The 16,576-nt window shown below is 68.4% G+C and carries 14 protein-coding genes and 2 pseudogenes; 13 read left to right on the forward strand and 3 right to left on the reverse strand.

Annotated features, from left to right (window positions below):
* The first annotated feature begins 187 nt into the window (after window positions 1-187).
* From ripA to A5663_RS03050, 9 genes are all read left to right on the forward strand, one after another.
* Window positions 188-1,612 (forward strand): NlpC/P60 family peptidoglycan endopeptidase RipA, encoded by a 1,425-nt coding sequence (ripA, locus tag A5663_RS03010; RefSeq protein WP_068143729.1) that lies wholly within the window; start codon window positions 188-190, stop codon window positions 1,610-1,612.
* Window positions 1,613-1,656: 44 nt separating this feature from the next.
* A complete protein-coding gene (gene ripB / locus A5663_RS03015) occupies window positions 1,657-2,352 on the forward strand; it encodes an NlpC/P60 family peptidoglycan endopeptidase RipB (protein ID WP_369816581.1) in 696 nt (231 codons plus the stop codon).
* Window positions 2,353-2,487: 135 nt separating this feature from the next.
* A complete protein-coding gene (locus tag A5663_RS03020) occupies window positions 2,488-3,600 on the forward strand; it encodes a MoxR family ATPase (RefSeq protein WP_068143771.1) in 1,113 nt (370 codons plus the stop codon).
* The gene (locus tag A5663_RS03025; protein ID WP_068143731.1) at window positions 3,597-4,544 is read left to right on the forward strand and encodes a DUF58 domain-containing protein; all 948 of its coding nucleotides are present in this window, start codon (window positions 3,597-3,599) and stop codon (window positions 4,542-4,544) included. The genes A5663_RS03020 and A5663_RS03025 overlap by 4 nt, the downstream gene beginning before the upstream one ends.
* On the forward strand, window positions 4,541-5,548 hold the full coding sequence (locus A5663_RS03030) for a VWA domain-containing protein (protein WP_068143732.1): 1,008 nt from the start codon (window positions 4,541-4,543) through the stop codon (window positions 5,546-5,548). Before A5663_RS03025 ends, A5663_RS03030 begins: the two co-directional genes overlap by 4 nt.
* Before the next feature lie 18 nt (window positions 5,549-5,566).
* Entirely contained in the window at window positions 5,567-6,577 is a 1,011-nt protein-coding gene (locus A5663_RS03035; RefSeq protein ID WP_068143734.1) for a VWA domain-containing protein, read from the forward strand.
* Window positions 6,578-6,630: 53 nt separating this feature from the next.
* Window positions 6,631-7,353: a 3-oxoacyl-ACP reductase FabG1 gene (gene fabG1, locus A5663_RS03040; RefSeq protein WP_197503271.1), complete on the forward strand. Its 723-nt coding sequence runs from the start codon at window positions 6,631-6,633 to the stop codon at window positions 7,351-7,353.
* Between the two features lie 24 nt (window positions 7,354-7,377).
* A complete protein-coding gene (gene inhA / locus A5663_RS03045; RefSeq protein WP_068143737.1) occupies window positions 7,378-8,187 on the forward strand; it encodes an NADH-dependent enoyl-ACP reductase InhA in 810 nt (269 codons plus the stop codon).
* Between the two features lie 2 nt (window positions 8,188-8,189).
* A complete protein-coding gene (locus A5663_RS03050) occupies window positions 8,190-9,179 on the forward strand; it encodes a ferrochelatase (RefSeq protein WP_068143739.1) in 990 nt (329 codons plus the stop codon).
* Here the strand turns inward: A5663_RS03050 and A5663_RS03055 are convergent.
* Window positions 9,176-9,994 carry a hypothetical protein gene (locus A5663_RS03055; RefSeq protein ID WP_068143741.1) on the reverse strand — a complete coding sequence of 273 codons (819 nt, stop codon included), beginning with the start codon at window positions 9,992-9,994 and terminating at the stop codon, window positions 9,176-9,178. The two genes, A5663_RS03050 and A5663_RS03055, sit on opposite strands and share 4 nt — an antisense overlap.
* 59 nt (window positions 9,995-10,053) lie before the next feature.
* Between A5663_RS03055 and A5663_RS03060 the strand changes: the two genes are divergently transcribed.
* Together A5663_RS03060 and A5663_RS03065 are read left to right on the forward strand one after the other, a co-directional pair.
* On the forward strand, window positions 10,054-10,485 hold the full coding sequence (locus A5663_RS03060) for an NfeD family protein (protein ID WP_068143743.1): 432 nt from the start codon (window positions 10,054-10,056) through the stop codon (window positions 10,483-10,485).
* 12 nt (window positions 10,486-10,497) lie between these two features.
* The gene (locus A5663_RS03065; protein ID WP_068143745.1) at window positions 10,498-11,640 is read left to right on the forward strand and encodes an SPFH domain-containing protein; all 1,143 of its coding nucleotides are present in this window, start codon (window positions 10,498-10,500) and stop codon (window positions 11,638-11,640) included.
* Here A5663_RS03065 and A5663_RS03070 read toward each other — a convergent pair.
* Window positions 11,622-12,341 (reverse strand): TVP38/TMEM64 family protein, encoded by a 720-nt coding sequence (locus A5663_RS03070; RefSeq protein ID WP_068143747.1) that lies wholly within the window; start codon window positions 12,339-12,341, stop codon window positions 11,622-11,624. The two genes, A5663_RS03065 and A5663_RS03070, sit on opposite strands and share 19 nt — an antisense overlap.
* A 99-nt stretch (window positions 12,342-12,440) precedes the next feature.
* Between A5663_RS03070 and mutA the strand changes: the two genes are divergently transcribed.
* Complete coding sequence (gene mutA, locus A5663_RS03075) at window positions 12,441-14,261, forward strand: methylmalonyl-CoA mutase small subunit (RefSeq protein WP_068143749.1); 1,821 nt, start codon at window positions 12,441-12,443, stop codon at window positions 14,259-14,261.
* Window position 14,262: 1 nt separating this feature from the next.
* Window positions 14,263-16,368: pseudogene (scpA, locus tag A5663_RS03080) on the forward strand (methylmalonyl-CoA mutase); the annotation flags it as partial.
* A 49-nt stretch (window positions 16,369-16,417) separates the two neighbouring features.
* On the opposite strand, the pseudogene A5663_RS23770 reads toward scpA, so the two are convergent.
* Window positions 16,418-16,540: pseudogene (locus tag A5663_RS23770) on the reverse strand (hypothetical protein); the annotation flags it as partial.
* Between the last annotated feature and the right edge of the window lie 36 nt (window positions 16,541-16,576).

Raw genomic sequence — 16,576 nt, forward strand, 5'->3', positions numbered from 1 at the left:
CACGAAGCGATAACACGACTTTCAATTACAAACTTGTAATTTGTGACATAAGTTTCTTTGGCGTCAGATGTGACGTACGGTGCAACCGGTAACTGTGTTGTAGATGTGCATGTTGTGACAATTGCGCACAGTCACCCGACGAATGTGTCCGCACGTTCGCCTGATAGCCATAGGAGAACTGAGTCGGATGAGACGCACCCCTGGCGCATCCGCCGCGCGGCCGTGTGAGCGGTTCTGCGCGGCTGTGCTCACAACGGCAGTGCTGGTCGCGGCGGCCCCCGGTCTGGCCGAGGCGGAACCGGACAGCCCGGACAGCCTCGCCGCGCTGGTCGCGGCGGTGGCCAACGCCGACCAGAAGATGCAAGACCTCGGCGCAGCGATTCAGCAACAGCAGGAAAACGTCAACAAGGCGATCCTGGGCGTGCAAACCGCGCGGGACAACGCCGATGCCGCGCAGCGCGAGGTCGACGCGAGCCGCCAGCGTGTCGCCGACGCCAACATCGCGATCGAGCAGGCCCAGAAGAGGTTCGACTCCTTCGCCGCCGCGACCTACGTCAACGGGCCCTCCGACTCGTATCTGACCGCGAGCGATCCCGCGGAGATCGTCAAGACCGCCGCCGCCGGGCAGACGTTGTCGCTCAGCTCGCAGAAGGTGATCGCCGATCTGCAGCGCGCCCGCACCGAGCAGGTCAACCGCGACTCCGCGGCGAGGTTGGCCAAGCAGAACGCCGACAAGGCCGTCGCCGACGCGGAAGCCAGCCAGAAGTCGGCGGTTTCGGCGCTCACCGACGCCCAGGAGACGTTCCGGACGCAGCAGGTCGAACTCGACAAGCTGACCGCCGAGCGATCCGCCGCCCAGGCCAAGCTGGCCGCGGCGCGCACGACGGCCGCGCCGGCGGCAGGTCCGCCTGCGCAACCGGCGGCGGCAGCGACACCGGCGAACCCCAACTGGGACCGGGCGCCCCAGGGCCGCGACGCCGGCCCCGGCAACTGGGCCACGGGCTGGGATCCCACGCTGCCGGCGATTCCCAGCGCGTTCGTCAGCGGCGACCCGATCGCGATCATCAACACGGTGCTCGGGATCGCCTCGACCTCGACGCAGGTCACCCAGGACCTTGGCCGCAAGTTCCTGCAGACGCTGGGGATACTGCCTCCGCCGGCGGCCGCCTCGACAGGCTTCAACAACGGTGCGATTCCCCGGGTGTACGGCAGGCAGGCCACCGAGTACGTGATCAAGCGCGCGATGTCGCAGATGGGCGTGCCGTACTCGTGGGGCGGCGGCAACGCCGCCGGGCCCAGTCTGGGCATCGACTCCGGCGCGGGCACAGTCGGATTCGACTGCTCCGGCCTGATGCTCTACGCGTTCGCCGGCGTCGGAATCAAGCTCGACCACTACTCGGGCTCGCAGTACAACGCCGGCCGCAAGGTCCCGTCGTCGCAGATGCGGCGTGGCGACATGTTGTTCTGGGGCCCCAACGCCAGCCAGCACGTGGCCCTGTACCTCGGTGACGGGCAGATGCTCGAAGCGCCCTACACCGGATCGACGGTCAAGGTGTCCCCGGTGCGTACCAGCGGCATGACTCCGTACGCGACCCGTCTCATCGAATGGTGACGGTGGACATCAACGGGAGGAACAGGAAAACCTTGCGCTCCAAGCTGACTCGCTTCCTGCGTGGTTGTGCGCTACTGGTCGCCGCCCTGGCGCTGACGGTCGGGCTGGCGACGCCGGCTGCGTCGGCGCCCGAGGACGGCCAGTGGGACCCCACGCTGCCGAAGCTGCTCAGCGCGGGCGCGCCGGGCGACCCGCTCGCGATCGCCAACGCATCGCTGGCGGCGACCGCGCAGGCCACCGAGGCGACGATGGGCCTGGGCCGCAAGTTCCTGGCCACGCTGGGGCTGGCTCCGCCCCCCGAGGCGGCGGCCAGCGTCGCCCCCGGCCGGGTCCGCGGTCCGCAGGCGATCGAGTACGTGATCCGCCGCGGCGCCGCACAGATGGGCGTGCCGTATTCGTGGGGTGGCGGCAAACCCACCGGGCCCACCCGCGGCATAGAGTCGGGCGCCAACACGGTGGGCTTCGACTGCTCGGGCCTCACCCAGTACTCGTTCGCGGGCGTCGGGGTGCTGATCCCCAAGTACTCCGGCGACCAGTACAACACCGGTCGCAAGGTGCCGACGTCGCAGGCCAAGCGCGGCGACCTCCTGTTCTGGGGCCCCGGCGGCAGCCAGCACGTCGCGCTCTATCTCGGCGGCGGCCAGATGCTCGAGGCCTCGGGCAGCGCGGGCAAGGTGACGGCGAGCCCGGTGCGGCAGTCGGGCCTGCAGCCTTACGTGGCGCGAATCATCGAATCCTGAGCTCAACCTGAGGCGACCCTGAAGGTTCCGGGCAACGTCGACGGATCACCCTGTGCCTGGAATAGTTGACGGCGTGTGTGCGGCCCGGACCGGGCCGCGCCGCTATGACCAGCGAGTTATGTGGAAGGAACGTTGATGACGTCACCGAGTGGGCCGCCGCAGGGGGGTGCGGGCTATCCGGGCCAGGCACCGGCACAGGGGTACCAGAACGGCGGTCTGCAGCAGGAGGTCCACACGCTCGAACGGGCCGTCTTCGAGGTCAAGCGGATCATCGTGGGCCAGGACCAACTGGTCGAGCGCATGCTGGTCGGACTGCTCGCCAAAGGCCACGTGCTGCTCGAGGGCGTGCCGGGTGTGGCCAAGACGCTGGCGGTCGAGACGTTCGCCAAAGTCGTGGGCGGTACGTTCGCGCGTATCCAGTTCACCCCCGACCTGGTGCCCACCGACATCATCGGTACCCGCATCTACCGGCAGGGCAAGGAGGAGTTCGACATCGAACTCGGCCCCGTCGTGGTCAACTTCCTATTGGCTGACGAGATCAACCGCGCCCCGGCCAAAGTGCAGTCGGCGCTGCTGGAGGTCATGGCAGAACGCAAGATCTCGATCGGCGGCAAGACCTTCCCGCTGCCCCAGCCGTTCCTGGTCATGGCAACCCAGAACCCGATCGAGCAGGAAGGCGTGTACGCGCTGCCCGAGGCCCAGCGCGACCGCTTCCTGTTCAAGCTCAACATCGACTACCCATCGCCGGAAGAAGAGCGCGAGATCATCTACCGGATGGGCGTAAAGCCACCGGAGCCCAAGCAGATCCTCGCCCCCGGTGACCTGCTGCGCCTGCAGGACGTCGCGGCCAACAACTTCGTGCACCACGCGCTCGTCGACTACGTGGTGCGGGTGGTGACCGCGACCCGGCATCCCGAGAAGTTCGGGATGCCCGACGCCAAGGCCTGGATCGCCTACGGCGCGTCACCGCGCGCATCGCTCGGCATCATCGCGGCGGCGCGTGCGCTGGCGCTGGTGCGCGGACGCGACTACGTGATCCCGCAGGACGTCGTCGAGGTCATCCCCGACGTGCTGCGGCACCGGTTGGTGTTGACCTACGACGCGTTGGCCGACGAGATCTCCGCCGAGACCGTGATCAACCGCATCCTGCAGACCGTGGCCCTCCCGCAGGTGAATGCCATTCCGCAGCAAGGTCATTCGGTGCCGCCCGTCGTGCCCGCCGCCGCTGGTGCGGCCAGCAATCGGTGACCAGTTCCCGACGCAGGGTCGATCTGCCGTCGCTGAAGCGCGGCGAGATCCGCGATCCCGCGCTGAGCGCGGCGCTGCGCAAGCTCGAGCTGACGGTCCGTCGCAAGCTCGACGGCGTGCTGCACGGCGACCATCTCGGGCTGCTGCCCGGCCCGGGTTCCGAGCCGGGGGAGTCGCGGCTCTACCAGCCCGGCGACGACGTGCGCAGGATGGACTGGTCGGTGACGGCCCGCACCACGCATCCGCACGTGCGGCAGATGATCGCCGACCGTGAGCTCGAGACCTGGCTGGTCGTGGACATGTCGGCCAGTCTCGATTTCGGCACCACCGGTTGCGAGAAGCGTGATCTCGCGGTGGCCGCCGCGGCGGCGATCACGTTCCTCAACAGCGGCGGCGGCAACCGGATCGGCGCGATCATCGCCAACGGCGACACCGTGCGCCGGGTGCCGGCGCTCTCGGGGCGGATGCACGAGCAGGAGATGCTGCGCGCCATCGCGACGATGCCCAAGGCGCCGGCCGGCGTCCGCGGCGATCTGTCCGCCGCCATCGACGCCCTGCGCAGGCCGGAGCGCCGGCGCGGGATGGCGGTGATCATCAGCGACTTCCTCGGCCCGATCAACTGGATGCGTCCGCTGCGGGCGATCGCCGGCCGCCACGAGGTGCTCGGCATCGAGATTCTCGACCCGCGCGACGTCGAGCTGCCGCCCGTCGGCGACGTCGTCCTGCAGGACGCCGAGACCGGGGCGACGCGCGAGTTCACCATCGACGAGCAGTTGCGCGACGACTTCGAGCGGGCTGCCAGCGCCCACCGCGCGGAGGTGGCCAGGACGCTGCGGCGATGCGATGCGCCACTGCTGACGTTGCGCACCGACCGCGACTGGATCGCCGACGTCGTCCGGTTCGTCGCCAACCGCAGACGAGGCGCGCTGGCGGGCCGGGCGTGACATTGCCGTTGCTCGGCCCGATCACACTGTCGGGCTTCGAAAACGCTTGGTTCTTCCTGTTCCTGCTCGTCGTGCTCGGCATCGTCGGGCTCTACGTCGCCGTCCAGCTGGCCCGGCACCGGCGGATGCTGCGGTTCGCCAACATGGAGTTGTTGGAAAGCGTTGCGCCGCAACGTCCTACCCGTTGGCGGCATCTGCCCGCGATCCTGCTCGTGCTCGCGCTGGTGTTCTTCACCGTTGCAATGGCCGGTCCGACGCACGACGTGCGCATCCCGCGTAACCGCGCGGTGGTGATGCTCGTGATCGACGTGTCGCAGTCGATGCGGGCCACCGACGTCCCGCCGAACCGGATGACGGCGGCGCAGGAGGCATCCAAGCAGTTCGCCGACGAGCTCACTCCCGGTATCAACCTCGGCCTGATCTCCTACGCCGGCACCGCGACCGTGCTGGTCTCGCCGACCACCGGCCGTGAGGCGACCAAGGCGGCGATCGACAAACTCCAGTTCGCCGATCGAACCGCCACGGGGGAGGGGATTTTCACCGCGCTGCAGGCGATCGCCACCGTCGGCGCGGTGATCGGCGGCGGCGACGAACCGCCGCCGGCGCGCATCGTGTTGTTCTCCGACGGCAAGGAGACGGTGCCGTCGAACCCGGACAACCCGAAGGGCGCCTACACCGCGGCGCGCACCGCCAAGGATCAGGGTGTGCCGATCTCGACGATCTCGTTCGGTACGCCGTACGGCTACGTCGAGATCAACGACCAGCGCCAGCCGGTGCCCGTCGACGACGAGACGCTCAAGAAGATCGCCGAATTGTCCGGCGGCGAATCCTTCAGCGCGTCCAGCCTCGAACAGCTGCGCGAGGTCTACGCCAACCTGCAGCAGCAGATCGGCTACGAGACGATCAGGGGCGACGCCAGTGTCGGTTGGCTGCGGCTGGGGGCGCTGGCGCTGGCGTTGGCGACGCTCGCGGCGCTGGCCATCAACCGCCGCCTGCCGAACTGACTCGCGAGGAATGACGAGATGACGCTTCCGCTGCTGGGGCCGGTATCGCTGACCGGATTTCAGCACCTCTGGTGGTTCCTGCTGTTCGTCGTCGTGCTGGCGGTGCTGGTCGGGCTCTACCTCGCTGCGCAAGCAGCCCGGCGCCGGCGACTGCAGAAGTTCGCCAACACCGAGCTGCTGGACAGCGTGGCCACGAGGCGCCCGAGCCGGTGGCGGCACGTTCCGGCCGCGTTGCTGGCAATTGCGTTGCTGCTGTTCACGATTGCGCTGGCCGGCCCGACCCACGACAAACGGCTGCCGAGAAACCGCGCGGTCGTGATGCTCGTCATGGATGTGTCGCAATCCATGCGCGCCACCGACATCGAGCCCACCCGGCTGGCCGCGGCACAGGAGGCATCGAAGAAGTTCGTCGACGAGCTCACGCCCGGTATCAATCTCGGGGTGATCGCCTACGCCGGCACCGCCACGGTGCTGGTCTCTCCGACCACCAACCGCGATGCGAGCAAGCGCGCCATCGACAACCTTCAGGTGGCCGACCGCACCGCGACGGGAGAGGCCATTTTCACGGCGCTGTCATCGATATCCACCGTCGGTGCGGTGATCGGCGGCGGCGACTCGCCACCGCCCGCGCGCATCGTCCTGTTCTCCGACGGCAAGGAAACGGTGCCGTCGAACCCGGACAACCCGAAGGGCGCGTTCACCGCGGCGCGGGCCGCCAAAGACCAAGGCGTGCCGATCTCGACGATCTCCTTCGGAACTCCGAACGGGTCGGTCGAGGTCAACAACGAGCGCGTCCCGGTGCCCGTCGACGACTCGGGCATGAAGAAGATCGCGCAGCTCTCCGGGGGCGACTCCTACACCGCCTCCAACCTCGAGGAGTTGAACAAGGTCTACACCACGCTGCAGGACCAGATCGGCTACGAGACCGTCCGCGGCGAGGCCACGACCGGCTGGCTGCGGCTCGGCGCTCTCGTCGCGGCCGTCGCGGCCGTGGCGAGCCTGCTGATCAACCGCCGGCTGCCGCTGTGAGCGCGGCTAAGGCGATTTCTTAAGAAAGCATGTCAGGCGTTAAGTTGGCGGGCATGACTCGTCCGCCATTCGTCTCGCGCTCGGTGCTGGTCACCGGAGGAAACCGGGGCATCGGTCTGGCCATCGCCCAGCGGCTCGCCGCCGACGGTCACAAGGTGGCCGTCACACACCGCGGTTCCGGCGCACCCGAGGGGCTGTTCGGCGTCGAATGCGACGTCACCGACAACGACGCCGTCGACCGCGCCTTCACAGAGGTCGAGGAACACCAGGGCCCGGTCGAGGTGCTGGTGTCCAACGCCGGAATCTCGAAGGACGCGTTCCTCATGCGGATGACGGAGGAGCGGTTCACCGAGGTGATCAACGCCAACCTCACCGGGGCGTTCCGAGTGGCACAGCGCGCGTCGCGCAGCATGCAGCGCAAGCGGTTCGGCCGGATCATCTTCATCGGTTCGGTCTCCGGCATGTGGGGCATCGGCAACCAGGCGAACTACGCGGCCGCCAAGGCCGGGCTGATCGGCATGGCCCGCTCGATCTCAAGGGAACTGTCCAAAGCCGGCGTCACCGCCAACGTCGTCGCTCCGGGCTACATCGACACCGAGATGACCCGCGCGCTCGACGAGCGGATCCAGGCCGGAGCATTGGAATTCATCCCCGCGAAGCGGGTCGGCACCGCCGAAGAAGTCGCCGGGGCGGTCAGCTTCCTGGCCTCCGAAGATGCGACCTACATCGCCGGCGCCGTCATCCCCGTCGACGGCGGCATGGGCATGGGCCACTAGCGACAAACAAGCGATAGGACAGACATGGCAGGGTTTCTCGAAGGCAAGCGCATCCTCGTCACGGGGATCATCACCGACTCCTCGATCGCGTTCCACATCGCGCGAGTCGCACAGGAGGAGGGCGCGGAGCTGGTCCTCACCGGGTTCGACCGGCTGAAGCTGATCCAGCGGATCGCCGACCGGCTTCCGAAGCCGGCTCCACTGCTGGAACTCGACGTGCAGAACTCCGAGCACCTGGACTCCCTGGCCGACCGGGTGACCGAGGTGATCGGCGAGGGCAACAAGCTCGATGGTGTAGTGCACTCGATCGGCTACATGCCGCAGTCGGGCATGGGCATCAACCCGTTCTTCGACGCACCCTACGAGGACGTGGCGAAGGGCATCCACATCTCGGCGTACTCGTACGCCTCGTTGGCAAAAGCGTTGCTGCCGATCATGAATCGGGGCGGCGGCATCGTCGGTATGGACTTCGACCCGACGAGGGCGATGCCCGCCTACAACTGGATGACGGTGGCCAAGAGCGCGCTGGAGTCGGTCAACCGGTTCGTCGCGCGCGAGGCCGGTCCGTACGGCGTGCGCTCGAATCTTGTTGCCGCCGGACCGATCCGGACGCTCGCGATGAGCGCGATCGTCGGCGGCGCGCTGGGTGACGACGCCGGCGACCAGATCAAGCTGCTGGAAGAGGGCTGGGATCAACGCGCACCGCTGGGCTGGAACATGAAGGATCCGACCCCGGTGGCCAAGACCGTGCTCGCCCTGGTCTCGGAATGGCTGCCGGCCACGACGGGAACCGTAATCTACGCCGACGGTGGCGCCAGCACGCAGCTGCTGTAGGCATGGACATACAGGCCGTCCTGCTGCTCTCGTTCGGCGGCCCCGAGCGTCCCGAGGACGTGATCCCGTTCTTGGAGAACGTGACTCGGGGCCGCGGAATCCCGCGCGAGCGGTTGGCCGCAGTCGCCGAACACTATCTGCACTTCGGCGGCAAGTCGCCGATCAACGACATCAACCGGGCGGTCATCGAGCGGTTGCGCACGCTCGTCGACCTGCCGGTGTACTTCGGCAACCGCAACTGGGCGCCGTACGTCGAGGACACCGTCGCCGCCATGCGCGACGACGGCGTGCGCCGCGCAGCGGTGTTCACCACGTCGGCGTGGGGCGGGTACTCGAGCTGCACCCAGTACGTCGAGGACATCGCGCGAGGACGGCAGGCGGCGGGGGCCTCAGCCCCTGAGCTGATCAAACTGCGCCAATATTTCGACCATCCGCTGTTCGTGCAGATGTTCGCCGATGCGGTCACCGAGGCCGCGCGGACGGTTCCGGCGGGCGCTCGCCTGGTGTTCACCGCTCACTCGATTCCGCTTTCTGCTCGATCACGTTGTGGCACAGAGCTGTACGAGCGCCAGGTGGCGTACGCCTCGAAGTTGGTCGCGGCCGCGGCGGGCTTCGAAGAATACGACCAGGTGTGGCAGTCGCGCTCGGGGCCACCGCAGGTGCCCTGGCTGGAACCCGATGTGGGCGACCATTTGTCGCGGCTCGCCGAACGCGGGACCGCGGGCGTGATCGTCTGTCCGATCGGTTTCGTCGCCGACCACATCGAGGTGGTCTGGGACCTCGATCACGAGCTGCGCCGCCAAGCTGAACAGGCCGGACTGGCGTTCGCCAGAGCTGCGACACCCAACGCCGGCCTGGCGGGAGTGGCCGCCGACCTGCTCGCCGAGTTACGCGAGGGCCGCGCTCCGAAACGAGTGGCGGGAGCCGATGCGCCACCGCTGCAGGGCTACTCGGTCGACGGCGCGTTATGCACGCCGGCCTGCGAGCGTTAACCGCCCCACGGCGAGTGCAGGATCACGTCGACTGCCGCGAGGCGCGCGGAACGCACCACCGACGACAGGGGCCGCAGGGCATCGCTGGCGAGCTGCACCTCGGTGGAGCTGTGCAGGCCGATCGGAATGAGCTCGCTGCTGACCGAGATGATCGCATCGACGTGGGCGGCGTTCTCCAGCACCCGCAGCGCCCGGCTCGGTGCGTGATCGGGAAACCGGTGCGCGCGGGTCGATTCCAGCGTCTCCTCGACGAGCGCGCGCGGATCCGCCACGTCGATGTCGGCCGCGCCCGCCCGCAGGGCGCCCAGGGCATCGGCCGCGGAACGGACCGCTGACCGCAGGGCGTACTCGGCTTCGCCGAGGTCGAGATGTTCGGCGGGCGGCAGGCCGGTGGGAACCGAGTACACCGTCCACGACATCAGGTCGGGTTCGTCGTACTCGAATTCCGGCACCAGGCCGATCGATCCGGCACCGGAGACGATCATCGCCTCGCCGGCGGTCACCGCGTCGCGCTGGAACTGCGTGCCGGCGGGCAGGCCGCGGACGTCGCCGGGGACCGGCAGGGTCAACCGGATCGCCGGTGCCGTCATGCCGGGACCCGCCGCGCTGCGCACTGTCTGCAGCAGCGACATCGCGGCTGAGTCGAGGAGATCCGGCCACGGCAGACCGGTCTCGGCGGCGGCGACCGAGTCATAGGCGGTCACGGAATGCCTTGGCGCCCAGGGGGATAGGGCGTCAAGGACATCGTCAGGGGCGGCCGCGCCCGCCAACCAGGCGTTGGCCCAGACCGACAGCGAAACACTCGGGCACCACATGATGGTCGCAGTGTAGTTGTTCGGCGCGCATGGGGTCGGTCACGCGATAGGGTGAAATCATGCCCGCCGCGCTGATCTGGTTAGTCGCCGCGCTGGCACTCGCCGGTGCCGAAGCCCTGACCGGGGACCTGTTCTTGCTCATGCTCGGCGGCGGAGCGCTGGCGGCTGCCGGGTCGAGCCTGCTGTTCGACGAGCTGTGGATTCACGGCGCGGTGTTCGCCGTGGTTTCGCTGCTGCTGCTGGTTGTGGTGCGCCCAGCGCTGCGCAGGCATTTCCGCGCGGGCACCGGCCTGCCCGACCCGGCCAAGGCGCTCGAGGGCAAGAGCGCGCTGGTGCTCGATCGGGTGGCGCGGCACGAGGGGCAGGTCAAACTCGACGGCGAGGTGTGGACGGCGCGCCCGCTCAACGAGAACGATGTCTACGAACCAGGCGACCACGTGACCGTCGTCCAGATCGACGGCGCCACCGCCGTCGTCCAGAAAGTCGTCTAGGAAGGAACCGTCATGGAAGGTGCCGTTGCCGGCCTCGTCCTCCTCGGCGTGCTCGTGCTGTTCGCCGTCATCATCGTCGCCAAGTCGGTGGCGCTGATACCGCAGGCCGAAGCGGCGGTGATCGAGCGGCTCGGTCGCTACAGCAAGACCGTGTCCGGCCAGCTGACCCTGCTGCTGCCCTTCATCGACCGGATCCGGGCGCGCGTCGACCTGCGCGAGCGGGTGGTGTCGTTCCCGCCCCAGCCGGTGATCACCGAGGACAACCTCACCGTCAACATCGACACCGTGGTCTACTTCCAGGTCACCAACCCACAGGCCGCCGTCTACCAGATCAGCAACTACATCGTCGGCGTCGAACAGCTGACCACCACGACGCTGCGCAACGTGGTCGGCGGCATGACACTCGAGCAGACGCTGACATCGCGTGACTCGATCAACGGCCAGCTGCGCGGCGTGCTCGACGAGGCCACGGGCCGGTGGGGTTTGCGGGTGGCGCGCGTCGAGCTGCGCAGCATCGATCCGCCGCCATCGATCCAGGACTCGATGGAGAAGCAGATGCGCGCCGACCGCGAGAAGCGCGCGATGATCCTGACCGCCGAGGGCAACCGGGAAGCCTCGATCAAGCAGGCCGAAGGCCAGAAGCAGGCGCAGATCCTGGCGGCCGAAGGCGCCAAGCAGGCCGCGATCCTGGCCGCCGAGGCCGACCGGCAGTCGCGCATGCTGCGCGCACAGGGTGAACGCGCGGCCGCCTACCTGCAGGCGCAAGGCCAAGCCAAGGCCATCGAGAAGACCTTCGCCGCGATCAAGGCGGGCCGGCCGACGCCGGAGATGCTGGCCTACCAGTACCTGCAGACGCTGCCGCAGATGGCCAAGGGCGAGGCGAACAAGGTGTGGCTGGTGCCCAGCGATTTCGGTTCGGCGCTACAGGGCTTCACCAAGCTGCTCGGCGCTCCCGGCGAGGACGGGGTGTACCGCTACACGCCGTCTCCGGTCGACGACACCCCGCCCAAGGGCGACGACGAAGCCGAAGTCGCCGACTGGTTTTCCACCGACACCGACCCGGCGATCGCGCAGGCGGTGGCGAAGGCGGAGGCGGAGGCGCGCACCCCGGTAGAAGGGCCGCGCTACTCGCCACCTCAGCTCGATGCGCCCTGAGACTCCCGGTGATGCCGCCGGTGCAGCCGGATCTCGTAGCTCAGGCCGGCCACGCCGACAGCCGCCGTGCACAGCGAGATCAGCACGAGCAGCGGGCTGACGTTCCCGGTGAGCGCGTCGCCGAGGATGACCACTGCCGCGGTGCCGGGCAGCAGCCCGGCGACGGTGGCCAGCGAGTACGGCACCACACGCACCGATGAGGCTCCCGCCGCGTAGTTGAGCACCGAGAACGGGACGGCCGGGATCAGCCGCATGGAAACGACTGTCGGCCAACCGCGTTGGCTCAACCGTGCATCCAGCGACTCGATCCGCGGGTGGTGCAGCACCCGGTTGAATTGCAGGCCGAGCGCACGCACCAGCAGCAGCGCCAGCACCGCGCTGATCGTCGCGGCCGTCACGGCCAGTGGGATGCCGAGCACGGGACCGAACAACAGGCCCGCGGCAAGGGTGAAGGCGGTGCGGGGGAAGGGGAACACCGTCACCACGATGTGCGCGCCCAGGAACGCCAGCGGGAACCACGGACCCACCGAGGTGGCCCAGTCGCGCAACTCCACCGCCGTCGGCAGCGGGACCAGTACCGCCACTGCGACGAGAATCACAATCACCACCAGCGAGGCGGCCAGCCGCAGCCGGGAGACGCCGGCGAGCGTCGCACCCACTGCGCTGCGGACCGCGCGCAGGGTGCTGACGACGGTGTTCACGTCTAACCAGACTACGGAACGAGCGCCGAAGAGACCTGCCCGCGCGTGCTCGAGTCGGCTGCCCGGCGCAGGACCGTGTGATCGCGATCATTTAGCCTGATGATCGTGCAGAAACCCACTGCGGTCGAGGCCGATCGAGAACGTTGGCGCTCAGCGGTTGCCGGGGTGCTGGCAAAGAGCACCCGCACGGATCCCGCCGATCTGCCCGCCGAACCCGAGCGCCTGCTGGATTCGCCGACTTACGACGGCTTCGCGATCCGGCCCCTGTACACCGATTTGGACGCCCTGCCCGAACCGCCGCTGCCCGGCCGATGGCCGTTCGTCCGCGGTGGCGACGCACTGCGCGACGTCAAGGTGGGTTGGAGAGTCGCCGAGGCGTTTCCGGCGAACGGGTCGGGAAGCGTGGCCGAGCACAACGGCGCGATCCTGCTCGGCCTCACCGAGGGGGTCAGCGCGCTCGCACTCCGCGTCGGCGGACCCTCGGGAGTGGCGGCAGCCGACCTGCACCGGCTGTTGGAGGGCGTCTACCTCGATCTCGTTCCGGTGGTCTTCGACGTCGCCGGGCCGGACTATGTTTCCGCAGCTGACCGGGTGCTCGGCCTGCTGAACGACCTGGATGCCGATCAGCGGTCCCGGTTGTCGATCGACTTCGGGGCCGATCCGCTGACCGCCCCGCTGAGCGAGCGGCAGGCACCGGAGATCGATGATGTCGTCGGGACTGCGTCGAAGCTGGGTGAGCACAACGGCCGCGTGCGAGCCGTCACGGTGGACGGCCCCGCGTTCCACAACCGCGGCGCCAGCGCTTCCTGGGAATTGGCGGGCGTGGTGGCCGCCGGTGTCGACTATCTGCGGCTGCTCGGGCGAAGCGGTATTGCCCTTTCGGATGCCCTGGGCCAGATCAGCTTCCGGGTCACCGCTGATGACGACCAGTTCATGACGATCGCCAAGCTGCGCGCTCTGCGGCGGCTGTGGGCCCGGGTCGCCGAGGTGGTCGGTGCGCCGGAACACGGGGCGGTGACCGTGCACGCCGTGACGTCACTGCCGATGATGACCAAGCGCGATCCCTGGGTGAACATGCTGCGCACCACGTTGGCGGCGTTCTCGGCGGGGATCGGCGGCGCTGACACCGTCCATGTCCACCCGTTCGACGTCGCGATCGAGGGCGGCTTCCCGGGCACGGCGCCCAGCTTCGCCCGGCGGATGGCCAGAAACACCCAACTGTTACTGCTCGAGGAGTCGCACCTGGGTCGAGTCCTCGACCCGGCGGCGGGGTCCTGGCACGTCGAAGACCTCACCGAGGAGCTCGCCGGGCAGGCGTGGAAGCGCTTCCAGGACATCGAGTCCCGCGGTGGTTTCACCGAGGCGGTCGGCTATGTGACGGACCAGATCGCCGAGGTGGCCGCCAAGCGAGCCGACGACATCGCCCACCGGCGCACCGCGGTGACGGGCGTGAACGAGTTTCCCAACCTCGCCGAACCGGTTCTGCCACAAGGGGATCCGCTGTCGGGCGTGGCGCGCTATGCGGCCGGGTTCGAGGCCCTTCGGGACCGCTCGGACGCTGTCTTCGAGAAGACCGGCGCCAGGCCGGCGGTGCTGCTGCTGCCGCTCGGCCCGCTCGCCGAGCACAACATCCGCACCACGTTCGCCACCAACCTGCTCGCGTCGGGCGGCATCGAGGCGGTGACCGAAGCGCACGGCGGCCCTCCGGCGGTCGCGGTCATCTGCGGTACTGACGCCCGTTACGCGACGGAAGCCTCCGCCGCCGTCGACTCTGCCCGCGCGGCCGGCGTTTCCTACATCTTGCTTGCCGGACCGGAAAAGGCTGTCGCAGAGGCGCATTCGAAACCAGACGGCTACCTCACCGCGAAGATCGATGCGGTCGAGACATTGTCGGACCTGCTCACCAGATTGGGGGCCTGAGATGACTGCCACAGCTGGGATCGGCAAGGACATCGGCAGCTTCGCCGACGTCCCGCTGAACGAAGAAGGCGCTGCCGAGGCGCCGACGGAGGCCGCGGTCACCGCTCATGTCGAGGCCGCCGCGACGGCGCACGGGTACAGCGCCGACCAGGTGAACTGGGAGACGCCGGAGGGCATCGACGTCAAGCCGGTCTACATCGGGGCCGACCGCGAGGCGGCGGTCGCCGGCGGCTATCCGCTCGACTCGTTCCCGGGCGAACCGCCTTTCGTGCGGGGCCCGTACCCGACGATGTATGTGAACCAGCCGTGGACCATCCGGCAGTACGCCGGCTTCTCCACCGCCGCGGAGTCCAACGCCTTCTACCGGCGCAATCTGGCGGCGGGTCAGAAAGGCCTGTCGGTGGCGTTCGACCTGGCCACCCACCGCGGCTATGACTCGGATCATCCGAGAGTGCAGGGCGACGTCGGAATGGCCGGCGTGGCAATCGATTCCATTCTCGACATGCGCCAGCTCTTCGACGGCATCGACCTTTCCACGGTCTCGGTCTCGATGACGATGAACGGCGCCGTGCTGCCGATCCTGGCCCTCTACGTCGTCGCCGCCGAGGAGCAGGGTGTGCCGCCGGAGAAGCTGGCCGGCACCATCCAGAACGACATCCTCAAAGAGTTCATGGTGCGCAACACGTACATCTACCCGCCACGGGAGTCGATGCGCATCATCTCCGACATCTTCGGCTACACCAGCGCCAAGATGCCCAAGTTCAACTCCATCTCGATCTCGGGCTACCACATCCAGGAAGCGGGCGCCACAGCCGATCTCGAGTTGGCCTATACGCTGGCCGACGGTGTGGAGTACATCAAGGCCGGTTTGGAAGCCGGGTTGGACGTCGACAAGTTCGCGCCGCGGCTGTCGTTCTTCTGGGGCATCGGCATGAACTTCTTCATGGAGGTCGCCAAGCTGCGCGCGGGCCGGCTGCTGTGGAGCGAGTTGGTCGCGGAATTTGAACCCGAAAGCCCAAAATCCAGGTCGCTGCGCACTCATTCGCAGACTTCGGGCTGGTCGTTGACCGCGCAGGACCCGTTCAACAACGTCGCACGCACCTGCATCGAGGCGATGGCCGCGACGCAGGGGCACACCCAGTCGCTGCACACCAACGCGCTCGACGAGGCGCTCGCGCTGCCGACGGACTTCTCGGCCCGCATCGCCCGCAACACCCAGCTGGTGCTGCAGCAGGAGTCCGGCACCACCAGGCCCATCGATCCGTGGGGCGGCTCGTACTACGTCGAGTGGCTGACCCATCAGTTGGCGACCGCCGCGCGGATGCACATCGGCGAGGTCGTCGAGCACGGCGGGATGGCGCAGGCGATCTCCGACGGCATCCCGAAACTGCGCATCGAGGAGGCGGCGGCCCGCACGCAGGCCCGCATCGACTCCGGCCAGCAGACCGTGATCGGCGTGAACAAGTACCAGGTCGACGAGGACCACGAGGTCGAGGTGCTCAAGGTCGAGAACAGCCGCGTGCGTGCCGAGCAGATCGCCAAGCTCGAACAGCTTCGGGCAGAACGTGATCAGGCCGCTGTCGACGCCGCGCTCGCCGAGTTGAGCCGTGCGGCGAGCACCCAGGAGCCCGCCGGCGCCGACGGGCTCGGCAACAACCTGCTGGCGCTGGCCATCGACGCCGCGCGGGCCAAGGCCACCGTCGGCGAGATCTCCGATGCGCTGGAGAAGGTCTACGGGCGCCACGTCGCCGAGATCCGGACGATCGCCGGCGTCTACCGCGACGAGATGGGGGGTAGTGGGATCAGCAACATCACGCAAGCAACCGACCTCGTGCAGAAGTTCGCCGAGGCCGACGGCCGCCAACCCCGCATCCTCATCGCGAAGATGGGCCAGGACGGTCACGACCGCGGCCAGAAGGTGATCGCGACCGCGTTCGCCGACATCGGCTTCGACGTCGACGTCGGTTCGCTGTTCTCCACCCCCGAAGAGGTCGCCCGGCAGGCCGCCGACAACGATGTGCACGTCGTCGGGGTCTCGTCGCTCGCGGCCGGGCATCTGACCCTGGTGCCCGCGCTACGCGAGGCGCTCGCCGAAGTCGGTCGGCCAGCTTGTGCAGCAGACCGATTGCGGCGTCGGCGATCACCGTGCCGGGCGGGAAGATCGCCGTCGCGCCCGCGGCGTAGAGCTCGTCGAAGTCACCCGGCGGGATGACACCGCCGACCACGATCATGATGTCGGGCCGACCGACTTCGGCGAGCGCCTCGCGTAGCGCGGGCACCAGGGTCAGATGCCCGGCCGCGAGCGACGAGACCGT

Origin of the sequence: Mycobacterium sp. E740, assembly GCF_001672895.1 — a bacterium.
Lineage (GTDB): Bacteria > Actinomycetota > Actinomycetes > Mycobacteriales > Mycobacteriaceae > Mycobacterium.

Coding starts and splice junctions, on each gene's coding strand:
- A5663_RS03050 (WP_068143739.1), top strand. CDS start 8,190: ATGGACATACAGGCCGTCCTGCTGCTCTCGTTCGGCGGCCCCGAGCGT.
- A5663_RS03060 (WP_068143743.1), top strand. CDS start 10,054: ATGCCCGCCGCGCTGATCTGGTTAGTCGCCGCGCTGGCACTCGCCGGT.
- A5663_RS03035 (WP_068143734.1), top strand. CDS start 5,567: ATGACGCTTCCGCTGCTGGGGCCGGTATCGCTGACCGGATTTCAGCAC.
- inhA (WP_068143737.1), top strand. CDS start 7,378: ATGGCAGGGTTTCTCGAAGGCAAGCGCATCCTCGTCACGGGGATCATC.
- A5663_RS03020 (WP_068143771.1), top strand. CDS start 2,488: ATGACGTCACCGAGTGGGCCGCCGCAGGGGGGTGCGGGCTATCCGGGC.
- mutA (WP_068143749.1), top strand. CDS start 12,441: ATGATCGTGCAGAAACCCACTGCGGTCGAGGCCGATCGAGAACGTTGG.
- fabG1 (WP_197503271.1), top strand. CDS start 6,631: ATGACTCGTCCGCCATTCGTCTCGCGCTCGGTGCTGGTCACCGGAGGA.
- A5663_RS03065 (WP_068143745.1), top strand. CDS start 10,498: ATGGAAGGTGCCGTTGCCGGCCTCGTCCTCCTCGGCGTGCTCGTGCTG.
- A5663_RS03055 (WP_068143741.1), bottom strand. CDS start 9,994: ATGTGGTGCCCGAGTGTTTCGCTGTCGGTCTGGGCCAACGCCTGGTTG.
- ripA (WP_068143729.1), top strand. CDS start 188: ATGAGACGCACCCCTGGCGCATCCGCCGCGCGGCCGTGTGAGCGGTTC.